The organism is Sorangium sp. So ce362 (genome assembly GCF_051519845.1).
GTDB lineage: Bacteria > Myxococcota_A > Polyangia > Polyangiales > Polyangiaceae > Sorangium.
This window is the reverse complement of sequence record NZ_CP150332.1, coordinates 7,483,696-7,501,180: the sequence shown is the minus strand read 5'-3', so window position 1 is coordinate 7,501,180 and position 17,485 is coordinate 7,483,696. Positions and strand designations below refer to the sequence as shown.

Annotated in this window: 16 protein-coding genes; 10 read left to right on the top strand and 6 right to left on the bottom strand. The window is 71.4% G+C overall.

What is annotated here, in order from left to right:
• The first annotated feature begins 118 nt into the window (after window positions 1-118).
• The 3 genes from WMF17_RS28450 to WMF17_RS28440 all read left to right on the top strand — a co-directional run bounded on the left by WMF17_RS28450 (window position 119) and on the right by WMF17_RS28440 (window position 2,770).
• On the top strand, window positions 119-721 hold the full coding sequence (locus WMF17_RS28450; protein ID WP_437596311.1) for an RNA polymerase sigma factor: 603 nt from the start codon (window positions 119-121) through the stop codon (window positions 719-721).
• Window positions 718-1,488, top strand: a complete 771-nt coding sequence (locus tag WMF17_RS28445; protein WP_437596310.1) for a hypothetical protein — start codon at window positions 718-720, stop codon at window positions 1,486-1,488. The genes WMF17_RS28450 and WMF17_RS28445 overlap by 4 nt, the downstream gene beginning before the upstream one ends.
• 106 nt (window positions 1,489-1,594) lie before the next feature.
• Window positions 1,595-2,770, top strand: a complete 1,176-nt coding sequence (locus WMF17_RS28440) for a glycosyl hydrolase family 8 (protein WP_437644213.1) — start codon at window positions 1,595-1,597, stop codon at window positions 2,768-2,770.
• Between the two features lie 75 nt (window positions 2,771-2,845).
• Here WMF17_RS28440 and WMF17_RS28435 read toward each other — a convergent pair whose 3' ends face one another.
• Entirely contained in the window at window positions 2,846-3,208 is a 363-nt protein-coding gene (locus tag WMF17_RS28435; protein WP_437644212.1) for a hypothetical protein, read from the bottom strand.
• A 323-nt stretch (window positions 3,209-3,531) separates the two neighbouring features.
• Here WMF17_RS28435 and WMF17_RS28430 point away from each other — a divergent pair, with 323 nt between their 5' ends.
• Window positions 3,532-4,629, top strand: coding sequence for a metallophosphoesterase (locus tag WMF17_RS28430; protein ID WP_437644211.1), 1,098 nt, complete (start codon window positions 3,532-3,534; stop codon window positions 4,627-4,629).
• A gap of 36 nt (window positions 4,630-4,665) precedes the next feature.
• Here the strand turns inward: WMF17_RS28430 and plsY are convergent, their stop codons facing one another.
• Window positions 4,666-5,316, bottom strand: coding sequence for a glycerol-3-phosphate 1-O-acyltransferase PlsY (gene plsY, locus WMF17_RS28425; protein WP_437596305.1), 651 nt, complete (start codon window positions 5,314-5,316; stop codon window positions 4,666-4,668).
• A 103-nt stretch (window positions 5,317-5,419) separates the two neighbouring features.
• Between plsY and WMF17_RS28420 the strand changes: the two genes are divergently transcribed.
• The 5 genes from WMF17_RS28420 to WMF17_RS28400 all read left to right on the top strand — a co-directional run bounded on the left by WMF17_RS28420 (window position 5,420) and on the right by WMF17_RS28400 (window position 12,382).
• Window positions 5,420-6,697, top strand: coding sequence for a patatin-like phospholipase family protein (locus WMF17_RS28420; RefSeq protein WP_437596304.1), 1,278 nt, complete (start codon window positions 5,420-5,422; stop codon window positions 6,695-6,697).
• Between the two features lie 147 nt (window positions 6,698-6,844).
• Window positions 6,845-8,821 carry an SUMF1/EgtB/PvdO family nonheme iron enzyme gene (locus tag WMF17_RS28415; protein ID WP_437644210.1) on the top strand — a complete coding sequence of 659 codons (1,977 nt, stop codon included), beginning with the start codon at window positions 6,845-6,847 and terminating at the stop codon, window positions 8,819-8,821.
• 381 nt (window positions 8,822-9,202) lie between these two features.
• Complete coding sequence (locus WMF17_RS28410) at window positions 9,203-9,877, top strand: STAS domain-containing protein (RefSeq protein ID WP_437644209.1); 675 nt, start codon at window positions 9,203-9,205, stop codon at window positions 9,875-9,877.
• 287 nt (window positions 9,878-10,164) lie between these two features.
• Window positions 10,165-11,346: an oxygenase MpaB family protein gene (locus WMF17_RS28405; RefSeq protein WP_437596301.1), complete on the top strand. Its 1,182-nt coding sequence runs from the start codon at window positions 10,165-10,167 to the stop codon at window positions 11,344-11,346.
• Between the two features lie 133 nt (window positions 11,347-11,479).
• Entirely contained in the window at window positions 11,480-12,382 is a 903-nt protein-coding gene (locus WMF17_RS28400) for a hypothetical protein (protein ID WP_437644208.1), read from the top strand.
• Between the two features lie 159 nt (window positions 12,383-12,541).
• On the opposite strand, the gene WMF17_RS28395 is transcribed toward WMF17_RS28400, so the two are convergent.
• The 4 genes from WMF17_RS28395 to WMF17_RS28380 all read right to left on the bottom strand — a co-directional run bounded on the left by WMF17_RS28395 (window position 12,542) and on the right by WMF17_RS28380 (window position 15,627).
• Complete coding sequence (locus WMF17_RS28395) at window positions 12,542-13,198, bottom strand: hypothetical protein (RefSeq protein WP_437596299.1); 657 nt, start codon at window positions 13,196-13,198, stop codon at window positions 12,542-12,544.
• A 366-nt stretch (window positions 13,199-13,564) separates the two neighbouring features.
• Window positions 13,565-14,071, bottom strand: coding sequence for a DUF4329 domain-containing protein (locus WMF17_RS28390; RefSeq protein WP_437644207.1), 507 nt, complete (start codon window positions 14,069-14,071; stop codon window positions 13,565-13,567).
• A 317-nt stretch (window positions 14,072-14,388) separates the two neighbouring features.
• Window positions 14,389-15,141: an alpha/beta fold hydrolase gene (locus WMF17_RS28385; protein ID WP_437644206.1), complete on the bottom strand. Its 753-nt coding sequence runs from the start codon at window positions 15,139-15,141 to the stop codon at window positions 14,389-14,391.
• Window positions 15,142-15,147: 6 nt separating this feature from the next.
• Window positions 15,148-15,627 (bottom strand): prolyl oligopeptidase family serine peptidase, encoded by a 480-nt coding sequence (locus tag WMF17_RS28380; protein WP_437596296.1) that lies wholly within the window; start codon window positions 15,625-15,627, stop codon window positions 15,148-15,150.
• Window positions 15,628-15,828: 201 nt separating this feature from the next.
• On the opposite strand from WMF17_RS28380, the gene pgm reads away from it, so the two are divergent.
• A complete protein-coding gene (gene pgm / locus WMF17_RS28375) occupies window positions 15,829-17,475 on the top strand; it encodes a phosphoglucomutase (alpha-D-glucose-1,6-bisphosphate-dependent) (RefSeq protein WP_437644205.1) in 1,647 nt (548 codons plus the stop codon).
• Window positions 17,476-17,485: the final 10 nt, after the last annotated feature.

Genomic DNA, 17,485 nt, shown 5'->3' with positions numbered 1-17,485 from the left:
GCAGGCACGGTGCCCACCCCGACCCGACGCACCTGCTCCGCGCTGACTGCCGCCGGTCGTCGTCCGTGCGGAACGCCTGTTCCCTGGTCTCATGTCCCGCCTCGTGGTGAGTGGAAACATGGTCGCCGAAGTCCTGACATCGCCTGCTTTGCCTGAAATGGAGCCGGCGAACGTGAAACCTTCGGCAGCGAGCTTGAGACAACGGGATGCGCGCCTGCGCCGGATGGTGGACGCGCATCTCGACTTCATCGGGCGGGTGCTCCGCAACGCGGGGACCCCCGCCGCCGAGATCGATGATGCGGTGCAGCGCACCTTCATCGCCGCCGCCCAGCGGCTGGACGATGTCCGGCCGGGGGCCGAGAAGAGCTTTCTTCTCCAGACAGCGCTTCACGTGGCCGCCCACGCGCGACGCAGCGCCGCGCGCCGGCGGGAGTTTCCGGCGGCCGAGCCGCCGGAGGTCGTGGACGGCGCGACACCGGAGCAGCTTACCAGCCAGAAGCACGCGCGGCAGATGCTGGACCAGGTACTCGACAAGATGGAGTCGGACCTGCGGACCGTGTTCGTGCTGTACGAATTCGAGGAGATGAGCATGGTGGAGATCGCCGGCGTGCTGGGGATCCCGCAGGGTACCGTGGCCTCTCGGCTACGAAGGGCCAGGGTCGATTTTCGCGAGCGCGTCCGCGCGCTCGAGCTCGTTGCGACGAGCGAGGTGAGACGATGAGTGAACCACGCCGCATGCTGGAAGAGAGCGACAGCCCGCTCGAGCGCGCGCTGCTGAGCGCCGGCGCGTCGTACCAGACTTCACCGGAGACGCGCGCGAAGACGATGGCCGCGCTGGGCCTCGCCGGCGCCGCCGCGCTGTCGGCCAGCGTCGTCGCGCCTGCTGCGGTCTCCGCGGCGGGGACGGCCGCTGCGTCCTCGTCGCTCGCCGTGAAGCTCGGCTGGACAAAGATCCTCGTCGCGCTCTCGACGGTGGGCGTGCTGGCCGGCATCCCGGCCGGCTATCTCGCCTGGCGCGGGCAACAGGCGCCGGAGCCCCTCGCGGTCCACCGCTTCGGCGGCGCGCTCGCGGACCCGATCGCGCGGGCCGCGCCGCGCCCGACCCCGGCGGCCCAGGCGGCGCCCGTGGAGGCTCCGCCGGAGGAGCTCCCCGCCCCGGCGCGCGCCGGCGACAGCGGCGGCGCGGCCCCCAGGGTCGCCCCGAAGCCGTCCGCCTCGAGCACGGCGCTCCAGGCGGAGCTCAGCGCGCTGGATGCGGCGCGCACGACGCTCGCGAGCGGCAACGCGCAGGGCGCGCTCGCGCTCCTGGACGCCTACTCCAGGGAGCATCCGCGCGGCCGGATGGCGCTCGAGGCCGAGGTCTTGCGGATTGACGCGCTCGCGAAGAGCGGCCGGCCGGACGCGGCGTCGCAGCGCGCCGAGACGTTTCTGCGCCGGCATCCGAACAGCGTGCTTGCCTCCAGGGTTCGGCGCTATGTAACTGATTAAACTCCGGGTCATGCGCTGTCCCGCCCCCCTCCGTTGGTTCCGCGTAGCGTCGGGCATTGTATGTGCTCCGTTGGCGCTCTGCGCGTTGCCTGCATGTGGGACAACGGTGGATTGGCTGGGCCACGACCGGATGACCAGCGATGAGCTCCGCCCGCTGACCGGTCCACCGGAGTACCCCAACGCGCTCCGCGACGTGCTCGGCAAGACGGACGAGGAGATCGCGGAGAAGATCGACGATCGCTTCAATCAGCTCTTCTACGGCGATCCATGGACCGAGGCCATCTTCTACCCGGACCTGTCCAACACCGACAGGGCCTACATCTGGGATGTCCTGCACGAGCAGGTGCGCACCGAGGGCATCGGCTTCGGCATGATCATCACGGTCGAGCTCGACAAGCGGCGCGAGTTCGATCGGCTCTGGAGGTACGCCAAGGTCTGGCTAGAGCGCACGTCCGGCCCCAGCGAGGGTTACTTCAGGTCGTGGTGCGACACCCCGGCAGGTAGAACGGTGCGGTGCACCGATCCGTTCGGCCTCCAGCAGCTCGCGATGGCGCTGCTCTTCGCCCACGGCCGCTGGGGGAGCGGCACCGGGGGCATCGACTATGGAGCGGACGCGATCGCCCTGCTCGAGGTGATGCGCCACAAGGAGACGCTGAACGGCGGCGTCGACGACGGCGTGACGAACACCTTCGACGCGGAGACGAAGCTCGTCTTCGACGTCCCGCACGTCGACGCGGCGGACATCACCCGCCCATCCGCCGCGATGCCCGCGTACTACGAGCTCTGGGCGCAGGCCACGGGCGACCCGTTCTGGTCCGAGGCTGCGGCCCGCGCGCGCGAGCACTGGAAGGCGGTCGCGCACCCGCGCACCGGGCTCATCCCGGTGCGCGCCCGCTTCGACGGCACACCGGTGACCGGCTCGGAGAGGTTCGGTTCGGAGTCCTACCGGGCGCTGCTGAACATCGCGCTCGACCACGTCTGGTTCGGGGTCGACCCGTGGCAGGTGGAGGAGGCCGACCGGCTGCTGGCGTTCTTCTCGAGCAAGGGCATGGACTACTACGTTGGGTCCTACACGCTCGACGGCGTGGCGCTCGGTGCACGGGAGTCTGCGCTCATCGTCATGAACGGCGTCACCGGCCTTGTCGCGACGAGCGAGGAGCGCGCCAAGTTTATCGAGGCGGCGTGGGCGACCGAGCTGACGACGGGGCAGCCGCGCTATTACTCGGGGATGCTCCACCTGCTCTCGCTGTTGACGCTGAGCGGTCAGTTCCGCGTGTACTGAGCCGGCGCGCGCCCTGCGTGCGCCGCCGTTGCGCGGATCGTTCGTGAGCTGGGGTTCGACGATCGACATCGGGGCTCACGCGAAGCGAAGGTGGAGGACGGACGGCGCGCCTCCGTCCTGGAGCAGGCGCGCCGCCCTGCTCGCTTCGCGCAGCGCCCGCCCGAGCGCCGGCGCGGCCTCGTCCCCGCCGAACGGCCGCAGCCGCGGGTAGCGCGCCACGGATCCATCGAGCGTGGGGAGCTCCAGGCAGGCGCGCTTTCGCGGCGGGATCCGCAGCGGCGGCGACGCGTCGAGATCGAGGAGGAGCTCCGTCCCCGTCGCGAGGCGCAGGGAGGCGCGCGTGAAGAAGGCGTCGACGAGCTCGGGCGACTGGCCGGCCAGGGCGCCCTCGGCGATGAGGAGCGTCGGCACGTCGCCCGCGCCGCGGAGGCAATCCATCCACCCCGCGCACGCGATCGATCAGCACCTCGCGATGGCGCGGCGAGCCGCGGACCAGGGGAAAGCAGCGAGCGCTGCGCAGGGGGACGGGCTCAGGACAGGGGGCATCTCCGGGCTCACGAGGGCTCCATTGTTGATATTGAAAGTTATGTTCAATTTCGATAGATTGTGGCCTCGCTGGTGTCAAGCGAAAATGGAGCCTGCTCGTGCGCCAGAGCGAACGGACGCGCCGGTGGATGATCACCGGAGGCCAGCCCTGGCTAGAATGCGCACCGATGACGCATCTCCGTACAGGTTGTCGTTTCGCCGGAGCTCCGGGGGCCATGGCTGCCCTCGTCCTCTCCATGTTGCCGGCCGTCGCCTGCGGCGCGGGCTGCGGCGGGGCGGACGGCGCGACGGCTCCCGGCGGCGGAGCGCAGGCCGGAACAGGCGGCTACTCGACAGGCGCGGGCGACGCAGCGGGCGAGGGCGGCGGCGCCGCGCCGAGCAGCGCCGCGAGCAACGGTGGGGGCGCGGAAGAGGGCGGCGCGGGCGGCGCCAGGCTCGTCGACGCGCCGCTCAAGGTCGTCAGGATCATCGCTATCGGCGACACCGGCGAGGGCAACCTCGCGCAGCACCAGGTCGCCGATCGGATGAGCGACAAGTGCCTCGAGGTCGGGGGCTGCCACGCCGTGATGATGAACGGCGACAACTTCTACAATCACGGCGTTGTCGACACCAGCGACGCGCAGTGGGGCCCGAAGTTCGAGCAACCCTACGATCGGCCGGGCCTGAACGGCCTCCCGTTCTACGCAGTCCTCGGCAACCACGATCACGGCCCCAGCAGCAACGGCGTGCGGCAAGCGCAGATCGATTATTCGCTGCTGCCGCGGGGCGACGGGCCGGGCACGCGGATGACCGACAAATGGCACATGCCCGCCGCGTACTACGATGTTCGCGTCGGGCACGTCCATCTCTTCGGGATCGATACCGTCGACTTCACCTCCGATGAACAGGCGCTCGACATGAGCGCGCGGGTCGCCGCCTCGGACGCCCGGTGGAAGATCGTCTTCGGCCATCACCCCCGCTACACGTCGGGGGCGCACGCCGCCGAAAATCAACAGTTCGGGCTGGACGGGATGTTCGACATGCAGCGCGCGATCTACTGCAGGGCCGACATGTACATGAGCGGCCACGACCACAATCTCGAGCTCATCGACAAGGGGCGCGACGAGCGCTGTCCGGGCACCTATTTCGCCGTCAGCGGCGCCGGCTCGAAGATCCGCCGAGCGGCGGCCTCGGCCCCGAGGGAGCCGGGGCAGCTCTTCTACACGGACGGGACCGAGGGCTTCGCCTACCTGGAGTCCGAGGGGCGCACGCTGCGCTTCGAGTTCATCGACAAGCAAGGCGCGGTCCTCTACGCGAAGACGATCGCCAAGTGAGCTGACGAAGCCCGCGGCCCCGGCCGGCCTGCGGCGTCAGCGCCGCTCGTCCTCGCGCGGCGCGTCGGCGCTCGCGCCGCCGTCGGGCCGCTTCCCGAACGAGATCGTGCTCTCGGTGCCCGCGATGATCCGCCGGATGTTCGGGGTGTGCTTCAGCCAGATGAACGCGCAGAGGAGGAGCGAGAGGCAGAGGACCGGGGCGTCCCGCTCGCCGAGGAGCCAGAGGAACGCCGGCAGGACGAGCGCGCCGACGAGGGAGCCCGCCGAGACCCAGCGGGTCGCCCGCACGACGATCGCGAAGACGGCGAGGGTGGCGAGCGTGGAGCGCGGCGCCAGCACGAGCAGCGCACCGCAGGACGTCGCGACGCCCTTGCCGCCGCGCATCCCGAGGAAGACCGTGTAGTCGTGGCCGAGCACCGCGGTGAGGCCGCCCGCCGCCGCGACCCACCCGCCCGGCGCGGCGGAGAGCCACGACGCGAGGGGACCGGCGGCGAGCGCGCCCTTCGCCACGTCCGCGGCCATGACGACCAGGCCGGGTCTCCAGCCGAACGCGCGCAGGACGTTCGTCGCGCCGATGTTCCCTGAGCCCACCGTGCGGATGTCGATCCCTTTGACGAACCGCGCAAAGAGGTAGCCTGTCGGGATCGCTCCGAGGAGGTAGGCAAGGACGAGGTAGATTGCTGTCATCGGGCGCCTCCGTGTCCGAGCGCACGGCGGATGTAGCATGGCGCCGCGCGAGGCGCGCTTTTCAGGGTCGGTGTCGCGCTGGCGCTCATGGTACTCTGAGAGCATGGTCGCCCTCTCGCCCGCTTCGACCCGGAATGGCCGCGCCCCCAAGATCGCGCTCGTCCTGGCCGGCGGCGCCGCCCGCGGCGCTTACGAGGTCGGCATCGTGCAGCACATCCTCGAGGAGGTCTCGCGCGACCTCGGCCGCGAGGCGCCGCTCGACATCCTGTGCGGCACCTCGGTCGGGGCCATCAACGTCTGCGGGCTCGCCGCGTTCGCGGACGAGGGGCGGAGCCGCGCGCGGCGGCTCGCCGCGGTGTGGACGCGCCTGCGCATCGACGACCTCGTGCGCCTCGACGTGCGCGGCGTGCTCGCGGTCGGGCACGACCTGCTCCGCGGCGGCGCCGCGAGCGCACCCTCGAGCGGCGGCCACGCGGCGATCCTCGACACGTCGGGCCTCGAGCGGCAGATCGCGGAGGCCGTCCCCTTCGAGCGGATCGACGGCCACCTCGAGCGAGGGCTCCTGTCGGCGGTGACCGTGTCGACGACGCTGGTCAAGAGCGGCCGCACCGTCGTCTTCGTCCACCGCCGCGAGCCCGGCCTGCCGCCCTGGAGCCACGATCCGACGATCTCCCCGCGCGCCACCGCGATCCGCGCCGAGCACGCGCTCGCCTCGTCCGCGCTCCCCATCCTGTTCCGCCCGGTGAGCATCGACGGCGAGCTCTACTGCGACGGCGGGCTGCGCCAGAACGTCCCGCTGTCGCCGGCGCGGCGCCTCGGGGCCGACGGCGTGATCGTCGTCAATCCGCGGTACATCGAGCCGGCCTCGGCGGCGGACGAGCGCGACGCGCCGGGCTTCCCCGGGCCGCTCTTCCTGCTCGGGAAGACGCTGAACGCGCTGATGCTCGACCGGATCGACAACGACCTGGCGCGCCTGGAGAGCATCAACGGCATCCTCGAGGCGGGGCGGCGCCGCTACGGCGAGGGCTTCATCGACGACCTGAACGACGAGCTCGGGCTCCCGCCGGGGCGCACGCTCCGGCCGATGCGGTCGCTGCTCATCCGCGCCTCCAAGAACATCGGCAGCCTGGCGGCGGATTTCGTGCGCTCGCCGGCGTTCCGCGCGCGGACCACGAGCGTGCTCGGCCGCGTGATGCGGCGCCTCGCCGACGGGGACGAGCAGCGCGAGGCCGACTTCCTGTCGTACCTGCTGTTCGACGGGGAGTTCGCCGGGCGGCTCATCGAGATAGGCCGCGCCGATGCGCGGGCGCGGCACGAGGAGCTGTGCGCGTTCTTCGATCGGGCGCTGAGCCCGGGCGGGTTCGAGGCGCGGGCGCGCTGAGGGGGGCTCGGGGACACAGGCCTCCTCCGGATCGTCTCGGGCTCCTCTCGAGCCCTGAAACGCAATGACGACATCCGGGCTCTCCACACCCGAGCACGGCGCGATTTCCGCGCGGCCGCGGCGCCCGGTGTAGACTCGCGCCGGGCGATGGCACCTTCGGATCCCTTCGGCTGGGTGGGCGCGACGATCGGCGGCAAATACCGGCTCGACGCCGTGGTCGGCGAGGGCGGGTTCGGGGTCGTCTACCGCGGCCACCACCTCGGGTTCGATGAGCCGGTGGCGGTCAAGTGCCTGAAGCAGCTCGGGGCGCTGGCTCCGGCCGAGCGCGAGGCGTTCCAGCGGATGCTCCTCAACGAGGGCCGGCTCCTCCACCGCCTCTCCCGGGCGAGCGCCGGCATCGTGCAGGCCCTCGACACGGGCGCCGCGGTCTCGCCGTCGGGCGAGTGGACGCCGTACCTCGTGCTCGAGTGGCTCGACGGCGCGCCGCTCGACCACGACATCGCCGCGCGGCGCGCCCGCGGCGATGCGGCGCGCCCGCTCGCCGAGGCGGTTGCCCTGCTCGCGCCCGCGGCGCAGGCGCTCGAGGTCGCGCACACGCAGGGCGTCGCCCACCGCGACATCAAGCCGGCGAACCTGTTCCTCGCGGACATCGGCGGCCGGCGCACGATGAAGGTCCTCGACTTCGGCATCGCCAAGGTGCTCAGCGAGCTGTCGAGCATGACGCACGCGATGGCCGAGACGGGGAGCGCGCTCCGGGCCTTCACGGTCCACTACGGCGCGCCGGAGCAGTTCCACCACCGCTTCGGCGCGACGGGGCCGTGGACCGATGTCTTCGCGCTCGCCCTGGTGCTCATCGAGGTCGCGTCGGGCAACCGCGCCCTCCTCGGGAGCGACGTCACGCAGCTCTACATCGCCGCGACCGATCCGGCGTTCCGCCCGAGCCTGCGCGGCGCGGGCGTGAGCGCGCCCGACGCCGTCGAGGCGGTGGTGCGCCGCGCGCTCTCGGTCGAGCCGCGCGAGCGCTACCGCACGGCGGGCGAGCTCTGGGGAGCGCTCGAGGCCGCGATGGCCGCGACGTCCGCGCCCGCAGCGCTGCCTGCACCGGCAGGCGCGCCGCCCGCCCCGCCCGCCACCACGATGCGCGCCCTCACCGCGAGCGCGCCGCCGGGGCCGCTGCCTCCGGGGTCGCCACCCGCCGCGCCCGCGGCCGCCGGGGCCGCCCGGCGGCGCGGCCTGCTGCCCGTGGTCGTCTCGGTGGCCGCGCTGGCCGCCGCTGCCGGCGCGGGCGCCGTCGCGTTCTTCCTGCACCGCGCCCCCGACGACGCGCCGCCGGCGCGCGCGCGCGGCGGTCTGGCCGCGCCGCCGGTGAAGGCGCCGCCGCCGGACATGGTCCGGGTGCTCGCGGGTCGGTTCACGATGGGCAGCGCAAAGGGCGGCAAATCCGAGCGGCCGCCGCACGAGGTGACGCTGACCCGCGCGTTCGACCTCGATCGCACCGAGGTCACGGTCGCCGCCTACCAGCGCTGCGTCGAGGCGGGCCGGTGCACGCCGAGCGGCCTGCACGGCCCCCGCGCGACCGACGCGGACGTCGAGCAGCGCGGCGCGCTCTGCACCGCGGGGGATCCCGCGAAGTCGCAGCACCCGATCTCGTGCGTCGATCAGGCGCAGGCGGCCGCGTACTGCGCCTTCGTCGGCAAGCGGCTCCCGACCGAGGCCGAATGGGAGTACGCCGCGCGCGGCGCCGACGGCCGCGAGTACCCGTGGGGCAACGAGCCGCCGGGGTGCGCGCACGCGATCGTGTCGCGGCCTCCCGGACAGGGCTGCGGCGCGCGCGGCAAAGGCACCCAGGAGGTCGGCTCGGCGCAGGCCGGGGCGAGCCCGTCGGGCGCGCTCGACATGGCGGGCAATGTCTGGGAGTGGGTGGCCGACGGCTGGGATCCAGGCGTCTATACGAAGGGCGCCCAGACCGATCCCCGCGTGCCGGCGACCGGCAGCAAGGGCGTGCTCCGCGGCGGATCGTGGGACTTCTCGGCGAGCACGGCGAAGTCGACCTTCCGCCTCGCGTACGACCGCGAGGCGGGCGACGTCTCGACCGGATTCCGCTGTGCTCGCACGGTCGATTGAGCGCGAGCCACCCCCCCTTGCCCGCCTGCCTTGGAGAGGCGCTCGAAGAACGATGAGCCCGCCTGTTCGTGGGCCGACCCACGAAGGCGAGCCGCGGCTCAGCCGATCCCACGAGCTGGTTCCTTCCAGCCGTGACGAGGATGAGCTATTTGTCTGTCTCTGGTCGAAGGCAAATTCCCAAGGCGGGCCATCAGGTAGGATATCGAAGCAGGTGTAGTTGTGTGGCCTGGTGCACGCGGTCAGGCCGCGCCGGCCGCCGTTGGGGGCGGCACCGCGCCTCGACGCCGCGAAGGAGCACCGAGGCCTCCCGGTCAACCCCTGCTGAGCGCACAGGAGCCCATGCAAGAATCCGAGAACATGATCTCTTTCGAGGAGCGTCGGATGCAACGCGTCATCGATGCGGTCGCGCTCGCATCGACGGGAGAGATCGCGCTCGCCTTGAAGCAGCTCGAGGCTGTCGAACAGGACGCCTTCGGGGTGATCGAGGAGGCGCTGAGGGTCTTTCTCTCCGAGCTCTCCACCACGGCGCAGCAGAGCGCGCTGGCGCTCACCGCGCTCGCTGCCTCGAAGCGGGAGCTCGAGAGCCAGCTGGAGACCATCCAGCGCCAGGACAGCGCCATCCGGGAGCTCTCGGTGCCGATCATCGACATCTGGCACGGCATCCTCACGCTCCCGCTCGTCGGGCTCTTCGACTCGGTGCGGGCCGTCGAGGTGACCGAGCGGCTCCTCGCCCGCGTGGCGGACGACAGCGACGTCGAGTGGGTGATCCTCGACCTCACCGGCGTCACGGTCATCGACTCGATGACCGCCCTGCACCTCGTCAAGCTCGCCCAGGCGGTGCAGCTCCTCGGCGCGCGCTGCGTCCTCACCGGGCTGGGCGGTCACGTCGCAGCGACGCTCGTCACCCTCGGCGTCTCGTTCGATGAGCTGAACCCGATGCGCAGCCTGCGGGAGGGCCTCAGGTTCTGCCTGGCGCAGCGCAAGACGTACGACATCGCCGAGGTGATCCGCCGCGGCACCGGGCAGATCGAGGCGCCGCGCCGGACGGAGACCTGAGCGCGGCGGAGCCTCACGGCGGTGGAGACAACGAAAGCGCGCTGCGCTGACCGCGCGATCGTGGAATTCACCTCTCCAATTCACCTCACGAGGGGGATGGCGCCCTGCCGCCATGCAGGGTGTCGACTACCGAGCTGGGCGACCCGCGACGCTGTGGGGCGGCGCCCGGGCTGGCACCCCATCGCCGCTCACGGCTCCAGGGAAGTGCTCGCCGGAAGGCGGCGCCGGCCGCGCGGGCTCGTCTTTGCGGAACGCCGTCGGTGTGCCAAGGGATTCCGTATCACCGCATGAAGAACGCGACGATCCCTGCTCGGTTCCAGGACACCGCAGATGCCCGCCGTCGCTTCGGCGACCAGCTCGATCGCCTCGCGCCCTTCCTGCTCCGCGTCGATCCGACGGCCGACGCCGTCGTGGAGGCGTTCGCGTCGATGCCCACGGGCCAGGGCTTTGGCCTCCTCGAGGCCGCCCTCGCGCGCGGCGTCGACCACGTCGCCAAGGACGCCCCGGCCGAGCTGCGGGCGCTCTTCGCGGCGGTCGACCACGTTCCCCTCTGGGTGGACTGGGAGGCGGTGAACCGCGGCGGGACGGCGTTCCTGCGCACGGGCGCGCTCGGGGGGGTCCTGCTCGCGATGCAGGCGCTCCTCCTCGGGTACGCCTCGCCCGGAGGGAACAAGCCGCTCGTCTTCTCGGGGAGGCTCCGCGAGCAGGCCGGGCGCCGCCTCGGCGAGACGAGCCGGTTCGTCTATGCCGTGAGCCAGGCGAACGGCATGCGCCGCTCCGGCGATGGCTTCGCGATCACCGTGAAGGTGCGCATCATGCACGCCCAGGTGCGGCGCCTCATCCGCGCGAGCGGCCGGTGGCAGACATCGCTCTGGGGCGAGCCGATCAACCAGCACGACATGGTCGCGACAGCGCTGCTCTTCTCGGTCGCGGTGCTCGACGGCTTCGACAAGCTCGGCTACCACATCCCGCCCGACCAGAAAGAGGACCTCGTCCATCTCTGGCGCTACGTGGCCTACGTCATCGGCGTCGAGCCGGAGCTCATCCCGGGGTCGTGCGCCGAGGCGAGACGCCTGGCCGAGATGATCTTCGCCACGCAGGGCGCGCCGGACAACGACTCGCGCCTGCTCGTCGACGCGCTGGTCACCCACAGCATCCGCAGCGCGCGGAGCGACGGCGAGCGCCGGCGCGCCGAGCGGATCATGGCCATCTTCTGCTGCGTATCCCGCGCCGTCCTGGGCGAAGAGCTCGCCGAGCAGCTCGGGGTGCCGCGGCAGAGCTTGCTCCTCGCCGTGCCGCTGCTCCGCGCCGTCGCCGCCGCATCGAGCCGCGCGCACGCGCTGCCGTCGCTGCAGGACTTCGCGCTCGGCCTCGGCGGCCGCTACTGGGAGCGCGCGATCGCGGCCGGCCTCGGCGGTCGTCCGGCCGACTTCGCTCCTCCGGAGCGCTTCGCCGGCGACCGGCCCTGAGCGAGCGAACCGCTGCGGGGCCGCGCCGGCTCCGAGCGCGCCGCGTGCGGGCCTTCCGGAGGCCCTGCGCCAAGAGCTCGCCCGGCTGTCGGGGTTGAACCGCGATCGGGTTCTGCGGTACGAGACCTCCCTCATGGAGATCATCCCCTACGGCGGTTGGAAGCGCGCCGCGCGCCTCGTCTGTGGCGACACGGAGCTCGTCGTCACGCTCGACATCGGCCCGCGGATCATGCGGTACGGCGTCATCGGCGGTCCGAACGAGCTGTCCGAGATCCCCGAAGATCAGGGCGCGACGGGCGGGACCAGGTACAGGTTCTACGGTGGCCACCGGCTCTGGATCGGCCCGGAGGACGAGCAGCGGACGCTGCAGCCCGACAACGACCCGGTGGAGTATCGGGAGGAGAACGGCGCGCACGTGTTCCGCCCCGCGCCGGACAAGTACGGGATGCAGAAGGAGATCCGCATCACGGCGGACGCCGCGGCGGGCAGGTTCGTCCTCGATCATACGATCGAGAACCACGGCGCCTATGCGGTCGAGCTCACGCCCTGGTCGCTCACCGTGATGGCGGGCGGCGGTGAGTGCCTGTTCCCGCACGCGCCGTTCTTCCCGCACCCCGACCGCCTCTTGCCGGCGCGGCCGCTCGTGCTCTGGCCGTACACCGACATGAGCGATCCCCGGTGGACCTGGGGCAAGCGCGTGCTGCGCCTGCGGCAGGTCGCCGGCGAGGCCCCGCAGAAGGTGGGTATGCTCATGAGCCAGGGCTACGCGGCGTACGCGAACCACGGGAACGTGTTCCTGAAGCGGTTCCCGTTCATCGAGGGCGCCACGTACCCGGACATGGGGGTCAATTTCGAGACGTTCACGAACGCGGACATGCTCGAGGTGGAGGCGCTCGGCCCGCTGCAGCGCGTGGAGCCCGGCGCCCGCGCGCAGCACCGGGAGGCGTGGTATCTCCTGAAGGGCGTGCAGCCGCCCGCAGACGACGTCGCGTGCGCGGCGTGGCTCGAGTCGCTCGCGGCGCAGCGCCCGCTGTGAACCGCAGGTCCTGAGCCCGCCGCGGGCTGGCTCACCTCCTCGGCGGCGGGCGGCGATCTTCGCGTCGCCGAACATCACGCCTCGGGGGCCATCGGCTTCGTCAGGAAGTCGTGCGGGGAGTCGAGCGCGACGGCGCTGGCCCGGTCAGCCTCGGCGCGGTCATTGGACGCAGGAGCACGCTCCGCCTGCATCACGCTGCACGCTCGCGCAGGACGTCGGAGCGAACCAGTCCGGCTTTCCGCTGCCCGAGAACCGTGCGATCAGCCGGCCGAAGCTCACGTGATAGTCGCCGTGCGCATCCCCTGTCACCGATGCCTCGAACGCGCGCGGTATCAGCAGGTTCGACCACTGGCCCACCGTATCCACGCCCGCCTTGGTCACCCGGTACAGGGCGCCGCATGTGCCGATGAGCACCGCATCGGCGCCTGGATCGAGCACGCGCGCGGCGGGGCAGCCGACGACATCTGCGTGCGGCGTCAGCGCCCAGTCACCTCGCTCGTTGCGGTCGATTCGATAGAGCTTCGTGTGCCTCGCGCACGCCTCGCCATGGCACAGCCCGGCGACCCCGATGAGCCCGAACGTGACGCGTGAGATCCATCGGATACGCTCGTCGAGCGCCGAGTCGATGCGTCGGCCTCGCATCCCCGTCTTGTCGACCCAGAAGAGACCCGCGCCGAACTCCCCTTTGTCGACCGCGACCAGCCAGCCATCGTCCACATCGATAACGCGACGTGCAGCGTCGGCGGGGATGCTGGAACGAAGCTCAGCTGGCAGCTCGACCGGGAGGGGGTCTACGACGGGAGCCCACTTGCCCACCTGGACAGGGAGCACGCGTCCCCCGTCATCGCGCCGGAGACCCCACATCGGTGCTGACAGCTGCCCGGCGCACTCGATGTCGTCCGGACGGGTTTGGGGGTCCGGGACAGCGACCCAACCGGGCCACGGAGCCCCACGCCCGGCCCCCTGCCCATCGGCAGCGCCTGTGGCCGGTTGGTGGACGCCATGGTCTACCTTCGTCGGTGCGGCTTCTCTCGCGCTCCTGGCTGCGCATGAGCAGAGACTGAACGTCGCAGCAGCAACGCCGCCGATACAGTGCAACCACGTCATGCGCATGAAGACCTCCTCCTTGCAGCGGGCCGAGCGGAGCGGTTTTTGCGACTTCGATCGATGCTACTGGATTTGTCAGAACGAGCAACCTAGATGCGAGGTGATATTCGTCGCAGGGTCATATCTGTACCCACAGCCATCGCTGCACGCCACGAAATACATGCGACTGTCGGCCTCGGCGTCGGCTATGTCCTCGGGGCTGAACTCGGTGTCCACCCCTGCAGGGTGCGTGTGATAGTAGCCGACGACGCTTTCACCCGCAGAGAGCGAGATGCTCGCGGAGCAGAACGTCTGGGAATTCTGTGTCACCGGGGCTCCGGCGCGGTACTGGCCGTTGGCCTTCCGGACCACCAGGCCGCAGTATTCCCACAGGTTTCCGTTGGCTTGTGTCAGGTTCTGCGCGGCCTGCAACGCCAGCACGCCGCTCCCCACAAGCTGCGGGCTGTCATAGAGCGCGCTCGCGGACTCTTCCGTCTTCTCCTCCTCGGCAGCTTCGTAAATACAGCCCGAAGAAACGACAGCTGCCAGAAGGGCAAAGGCAGCACCAACGAGCGCTCTCACGCCTGCATGTCTCTGTTCCATCAGTAGGATCTCCTTGAATTGAGTCCAGTAAAGGTCGGCTGCGATGCAGGAACATCGCTCTCTGAATCGTCACAAAGTCCGGCGCCTCGTCCGATGACCTGCTGGACGACGCGAAGGGGCCCCGGTAGTCCCCGTACAGCACACGTCCGCTTGCTTCAGCCGGACGGAGGTCAGCGTATGCGCGCCGGATTGTTTGCGTTAACACTCGGCTGCGTTGCGTTCCTGCTACGAAGCCTCGCTCGAAATTTGGAGCGACGATGCACGGGCGATGATGGGTACCGACCCCTCGCCGGAGGATCTTCAGCAGGTTCGGCGCACTAGAGGCCGCCCGGACAGCCGGGCGCTGCGCTCCTGGGCAGTGCTGCCGCGCGCCTCAGGAACCCCTCTGTGGCCTGCGCCGACGCCTCCGGCGCGAGCTGCAGCACGAGGTGCGGCGCGTCCACCGTGACGGACTCGAGGTCGGGCCGCAGGCGGCGGAGCTCGCGGAGCACGCGCGGCGGCACCAGCGCGTCGCCCGCGGCGCCCAGGTAGAGCAGCGGCGCGGCGCAGCGCTGGAGCAGCGCGCGCGCGTCCACCGAGAGCACCTCGCGCACGCGCGCCGCCATCACCGCGGGGTCGACGGTCGCCACGTTCGCGGCCACGCGCTCGATCCACGCGGCGGTGGCGCCCGCGCCGACGAGGTAGCGGCGCGAGACGAACGCCGGCGCGCGCCGGCGGAAGAGCCACGGACCGACGAGGTGCCGCGCGAGCGACGGGACGAGCCACACCGGGTTCGTGACGAAGGTGGCCACCAGGACGACGCCGACGAGCTCGCCGGGGCGCCGGCAGGCCAGGCGGAGCGCGAGCGGCCCCGAGAACGACTCGCCGAGCAGCGCGTACGGCCCGTCCGCGGGGAGGCGCTCCGCGACGAGCTCCTCGAGCGCGTCGCGGAGCGCCCTGTCCGCAGGGTAGGAGACCACCTTCGGCGCGATGTCGCCGGACAGCGCCTCGAGGAACGGCTCGAAGAGCGCGCCGGTGCCGTCGAGGCCGGGGAGGAGCAGCAGCCTGAGCGGCTCGTTGCCGGGCACCATGGGCCGTCAGTCGGGCGTGCGCTCGGCGCGCACCGGCTCGCTGGAGACGACGATGGGCGCGCGCCAGAGGTGCCTGTCGAGGAACGCCAGCACGCGCCGGTCGATCTCGGCGCCACGGAAGCCGTGCCCCCATGCCGCGACAGGGACGAGCACGCTCGGCGCGCCCGCGCGCAAGAGCGCCCCGTGCATCGCCTCCGAGAGGCGGAACGGAACCACCTCGTCGCGCGTGCCGTGCATCAACAGGAACGGGGGATCCCGCGCGTCGACATGGTGGATCGCGGAGGCCGAGCGCACGAGGTCCGCGCGCTCCGGCGGAGGGCCGTTGAAGAGCGGATCGAGCCGGCCATGCATCTCGGCGATCTCCTCGGGGGTGCTGGCCGAGGCGAAGAAGGCCTCCATGTCCGTCGGTCCGCAGAAGTTGACGACGGCCTGGACACGGCTCGACAGGGGCCTCGCGGGCGGCCGGGGATCCTGCGGAGACGGCAAGCCTCCCTCGAGCGCGGCATCGCCGTCCGTCGTGTGATCGCCCGACGAGGATACCGGGACGCGGCGCGCATCGCAGCAGGAAAGGAGGCCTCCCGGCGCGCCGCGCGCTCGCCGCGGCGTCCGGTGCGCCGAAAGGCGGAGCGGCCGCAGCGCCGCGCGGAAGGCTTTGCTCGTCCCGCGCGCTCGGCTATGCGGAGGCTCATGCCGCTCCACCCCTTCGCGGGCCGTAAAGCCCCGCCCGATGTGCTGATCGATCCGGACAAGCTGCGCGCGCAGTACTACAGCGAGGTCCCCGACCCGAGCGACCCGCAGCAGCGCGTCGCCTTCGGCACCTCCGGTCACCGCGGCTCGGCCGCGCGGCGCAGCTTCAACGAGGCCCACGTCCTCGCGATCGCCCAGGGCATCTGCGACTACCGCGCGAAGCAGGGCACGACGGGCTCGCTCTACCTCGGCATGGACACGCACGCGCTCTCGGAGCCGGCGCAGCGCTCCGTCATCGAGGTCTTCGCGGCCAACGGCGTCGACGTGCTCTTCGCCGAGCACAACGGCGTCACGCCGACGCCGGTCATCTCGCACGCGATCCTCACCCAGAACCGCGGGCGCACCTCGGGGCTCGCCGACGGCGTGGTGATCACGCCCTCGCACAACCCGCCCGACGACGGCGGCATCAAGTACAACCCGCCCAACGGCGGCCCCGCCGACACCGCCGTCACCGGCTGGATCGAGGACCGCGCCAACGAGCTGCTCCGCGCCGGCAACGCGGGCGTGAAGCGCATCCCCTACGAGACCGCGCTGCACGCGCCGACGACCCACCCGTACGATTACATCGGCTCCTACGTCGCCGATCTCGGCAACGTCGTGGATCTCGAGGCCGTGCGCGGCGCCAAGCTGCGCCTCGGCGTCGACCCGCTCGGCGGCTCGAACATCGCGTACTGGGGGCCGATCGCCGAGAAGTTCGGGCTGGATCTGACCGTGGTGAACCAGGTCATCGACCCCACCTTCAGCTTCATGCCCCTCGATCACGACGGCAAGATCCGCATGGACTGCTCGTCGCCGTACGCGATGGCGAACCTCATCGCGCTCAAGGACGACTACGATCTCGCGTTCGGCAACGACGCCGACTCGGATCGCCACGGCATCGTCACGCGCAGCGCCGGGCTGATGAACCCGAATCACTACCTCGCCGTGGCGATCTCCTATCTGTACCAGAACCGCCCGCTCTGGCGGCCTGACGCGGCCGTGGGCAAGACGCTCGTCTCGAGCAGCATGATCGACCGGGTGGCGAAGCACCTCGGCCGCCCGCTGCGCGAGGTGCCGGTCGGCTTCAAGTGGTTCGTCGACGGGCTGCTCGACGGCTCGCTCGGCTTCGGCGGCGAGGAGAGCGCGGGGGCCTCGTTCCTGCGGCGCAACGGGCAGGTGTGGTCGACGGACAAGGACGGCATCATTCTCGACCTGCTCGCCGCCGAGATCCTCGCGCGCACCGGCCGCGACCCCGCCGAGCACTACCGCGACCTGACCGAGCGCTTCGGCGCGCCGCTCTACACCCGCATCGACGCGCCCGCCACGCCGAGCCAGAAGAGCGTGCTCAAGAAGCTCTCCCCCGACGCGGTGCGCGCCACCTCCCTCGCGGGCGAGCCGATCACCGCGAAGCTCACGCGCGCGCCCGGCAACGGCGGCGAGATCGGCGGCCTCAAGGTCGTCGCCGAGAACGGCTGGTTCGCCGCGCGGCCCTCGGGCACCGAGGACGTCTACAAGATCTACGCGGAGAGCTTCAAGGACCAGGCGCACCTCGATCGCGTGCTCGACGAGGCGCGCGCGATGGTCGCCGACGCGCTGTCGGTCGAGTGAGCCCGGGCGC

Bases quoted from the DNA above. Each gene is read 5' to 3' on its own strand.
- WMF17_RS28450 (WP_437596311.1), top strand. From the start codon at position 119: ATGGTCGCCGAAGTCCTGACATCGCCTGCTTTGCCTGAAATGGAGCCG.
- WMF17_RS28445 (WP_437596310.1), top strand. From the start codon at position 718: ATGAGTGAACCACGCCGCATGCTGGAAGAGAGCGACAGCCCGCTCGAG.
- WMF17_RS28435 (WP_437644212.1), bottom strand. From the start codon at position 3,208: ATGGATTGCCTCCGCGGCGCGGGCGACGTGCCGACGCTCCTCATCGCC.
- WMF17_RS28430 (WP_437644211.1), top strand. From the start codon at position 3,532: ATGGCTGCCCTCGTCCTCTCCATGTTGCCGGCCGTCGCCTGCGGCGCG.
- plsY (WP_437596305.1), bottom strand. From the start codon at position 5,316: ATGACAGCAATCTACCTCGTCCTTGCCTACCTCCTCGGAGCGATCCCG.
- WMF17_RS28420 (WP_437596304.1), top strand. From the start codon at position 5,420: ATGGTCGCCCTCTCGCCCGCTTCGACCCGGAATGGCCGCGCCCCCAAG.
- WMF17_RS28415 (WP_437644210.1), top strand. From the start codon at position 6,845: ATGGCACCTTCGGATCCCTTCGGCTGGGTGGGCGCGACGATCGGCGGC.
- WMF17_RS28410 (WP_437644209.1), top strand. From the start codon at position 9,203: ATGCAACGCGTCATCGATGCGGTCGCGCTCGCATCGACGGGAGAGATC.
- WMF17_RS28405 (WP_437596301.1), top strand. From the start codon at position 10,165: ATGAAGAACGCGACGATCCCTGCTCGGTTCCAGGACACCGCAGATGCC.
- WMF17_RS28400 (WP_437644208.1), top strand. From the start codon at position 11,480: ATGGAGATCATCCCCTACGGCGGTTGGAAGCGCGCCGCGCGCCTCGTC.
- WMF17_RS28390 (WP_437644207.1), bottom strand. From the start codon at position 14,071: ATGGAACAGAGACATGCAGGCGTGAGAGCGCTCGTTGGTGCTGCCTTT.
- WMF17_RS28385 (WP_437644206.1), bottom strand. From the start codon at position 15,141: ATGGTGCCCGGCAACGAGCCGCTCAGGCTGCTGCTCCTCCCCGGCCTC.
- pgm (WP_437644205.1), top strand. From the start codon at position 15,829: ATGCCGCTCCACCCCTTCGCGGGCCGTAAAGCCCCGCCCGATGTGCTG.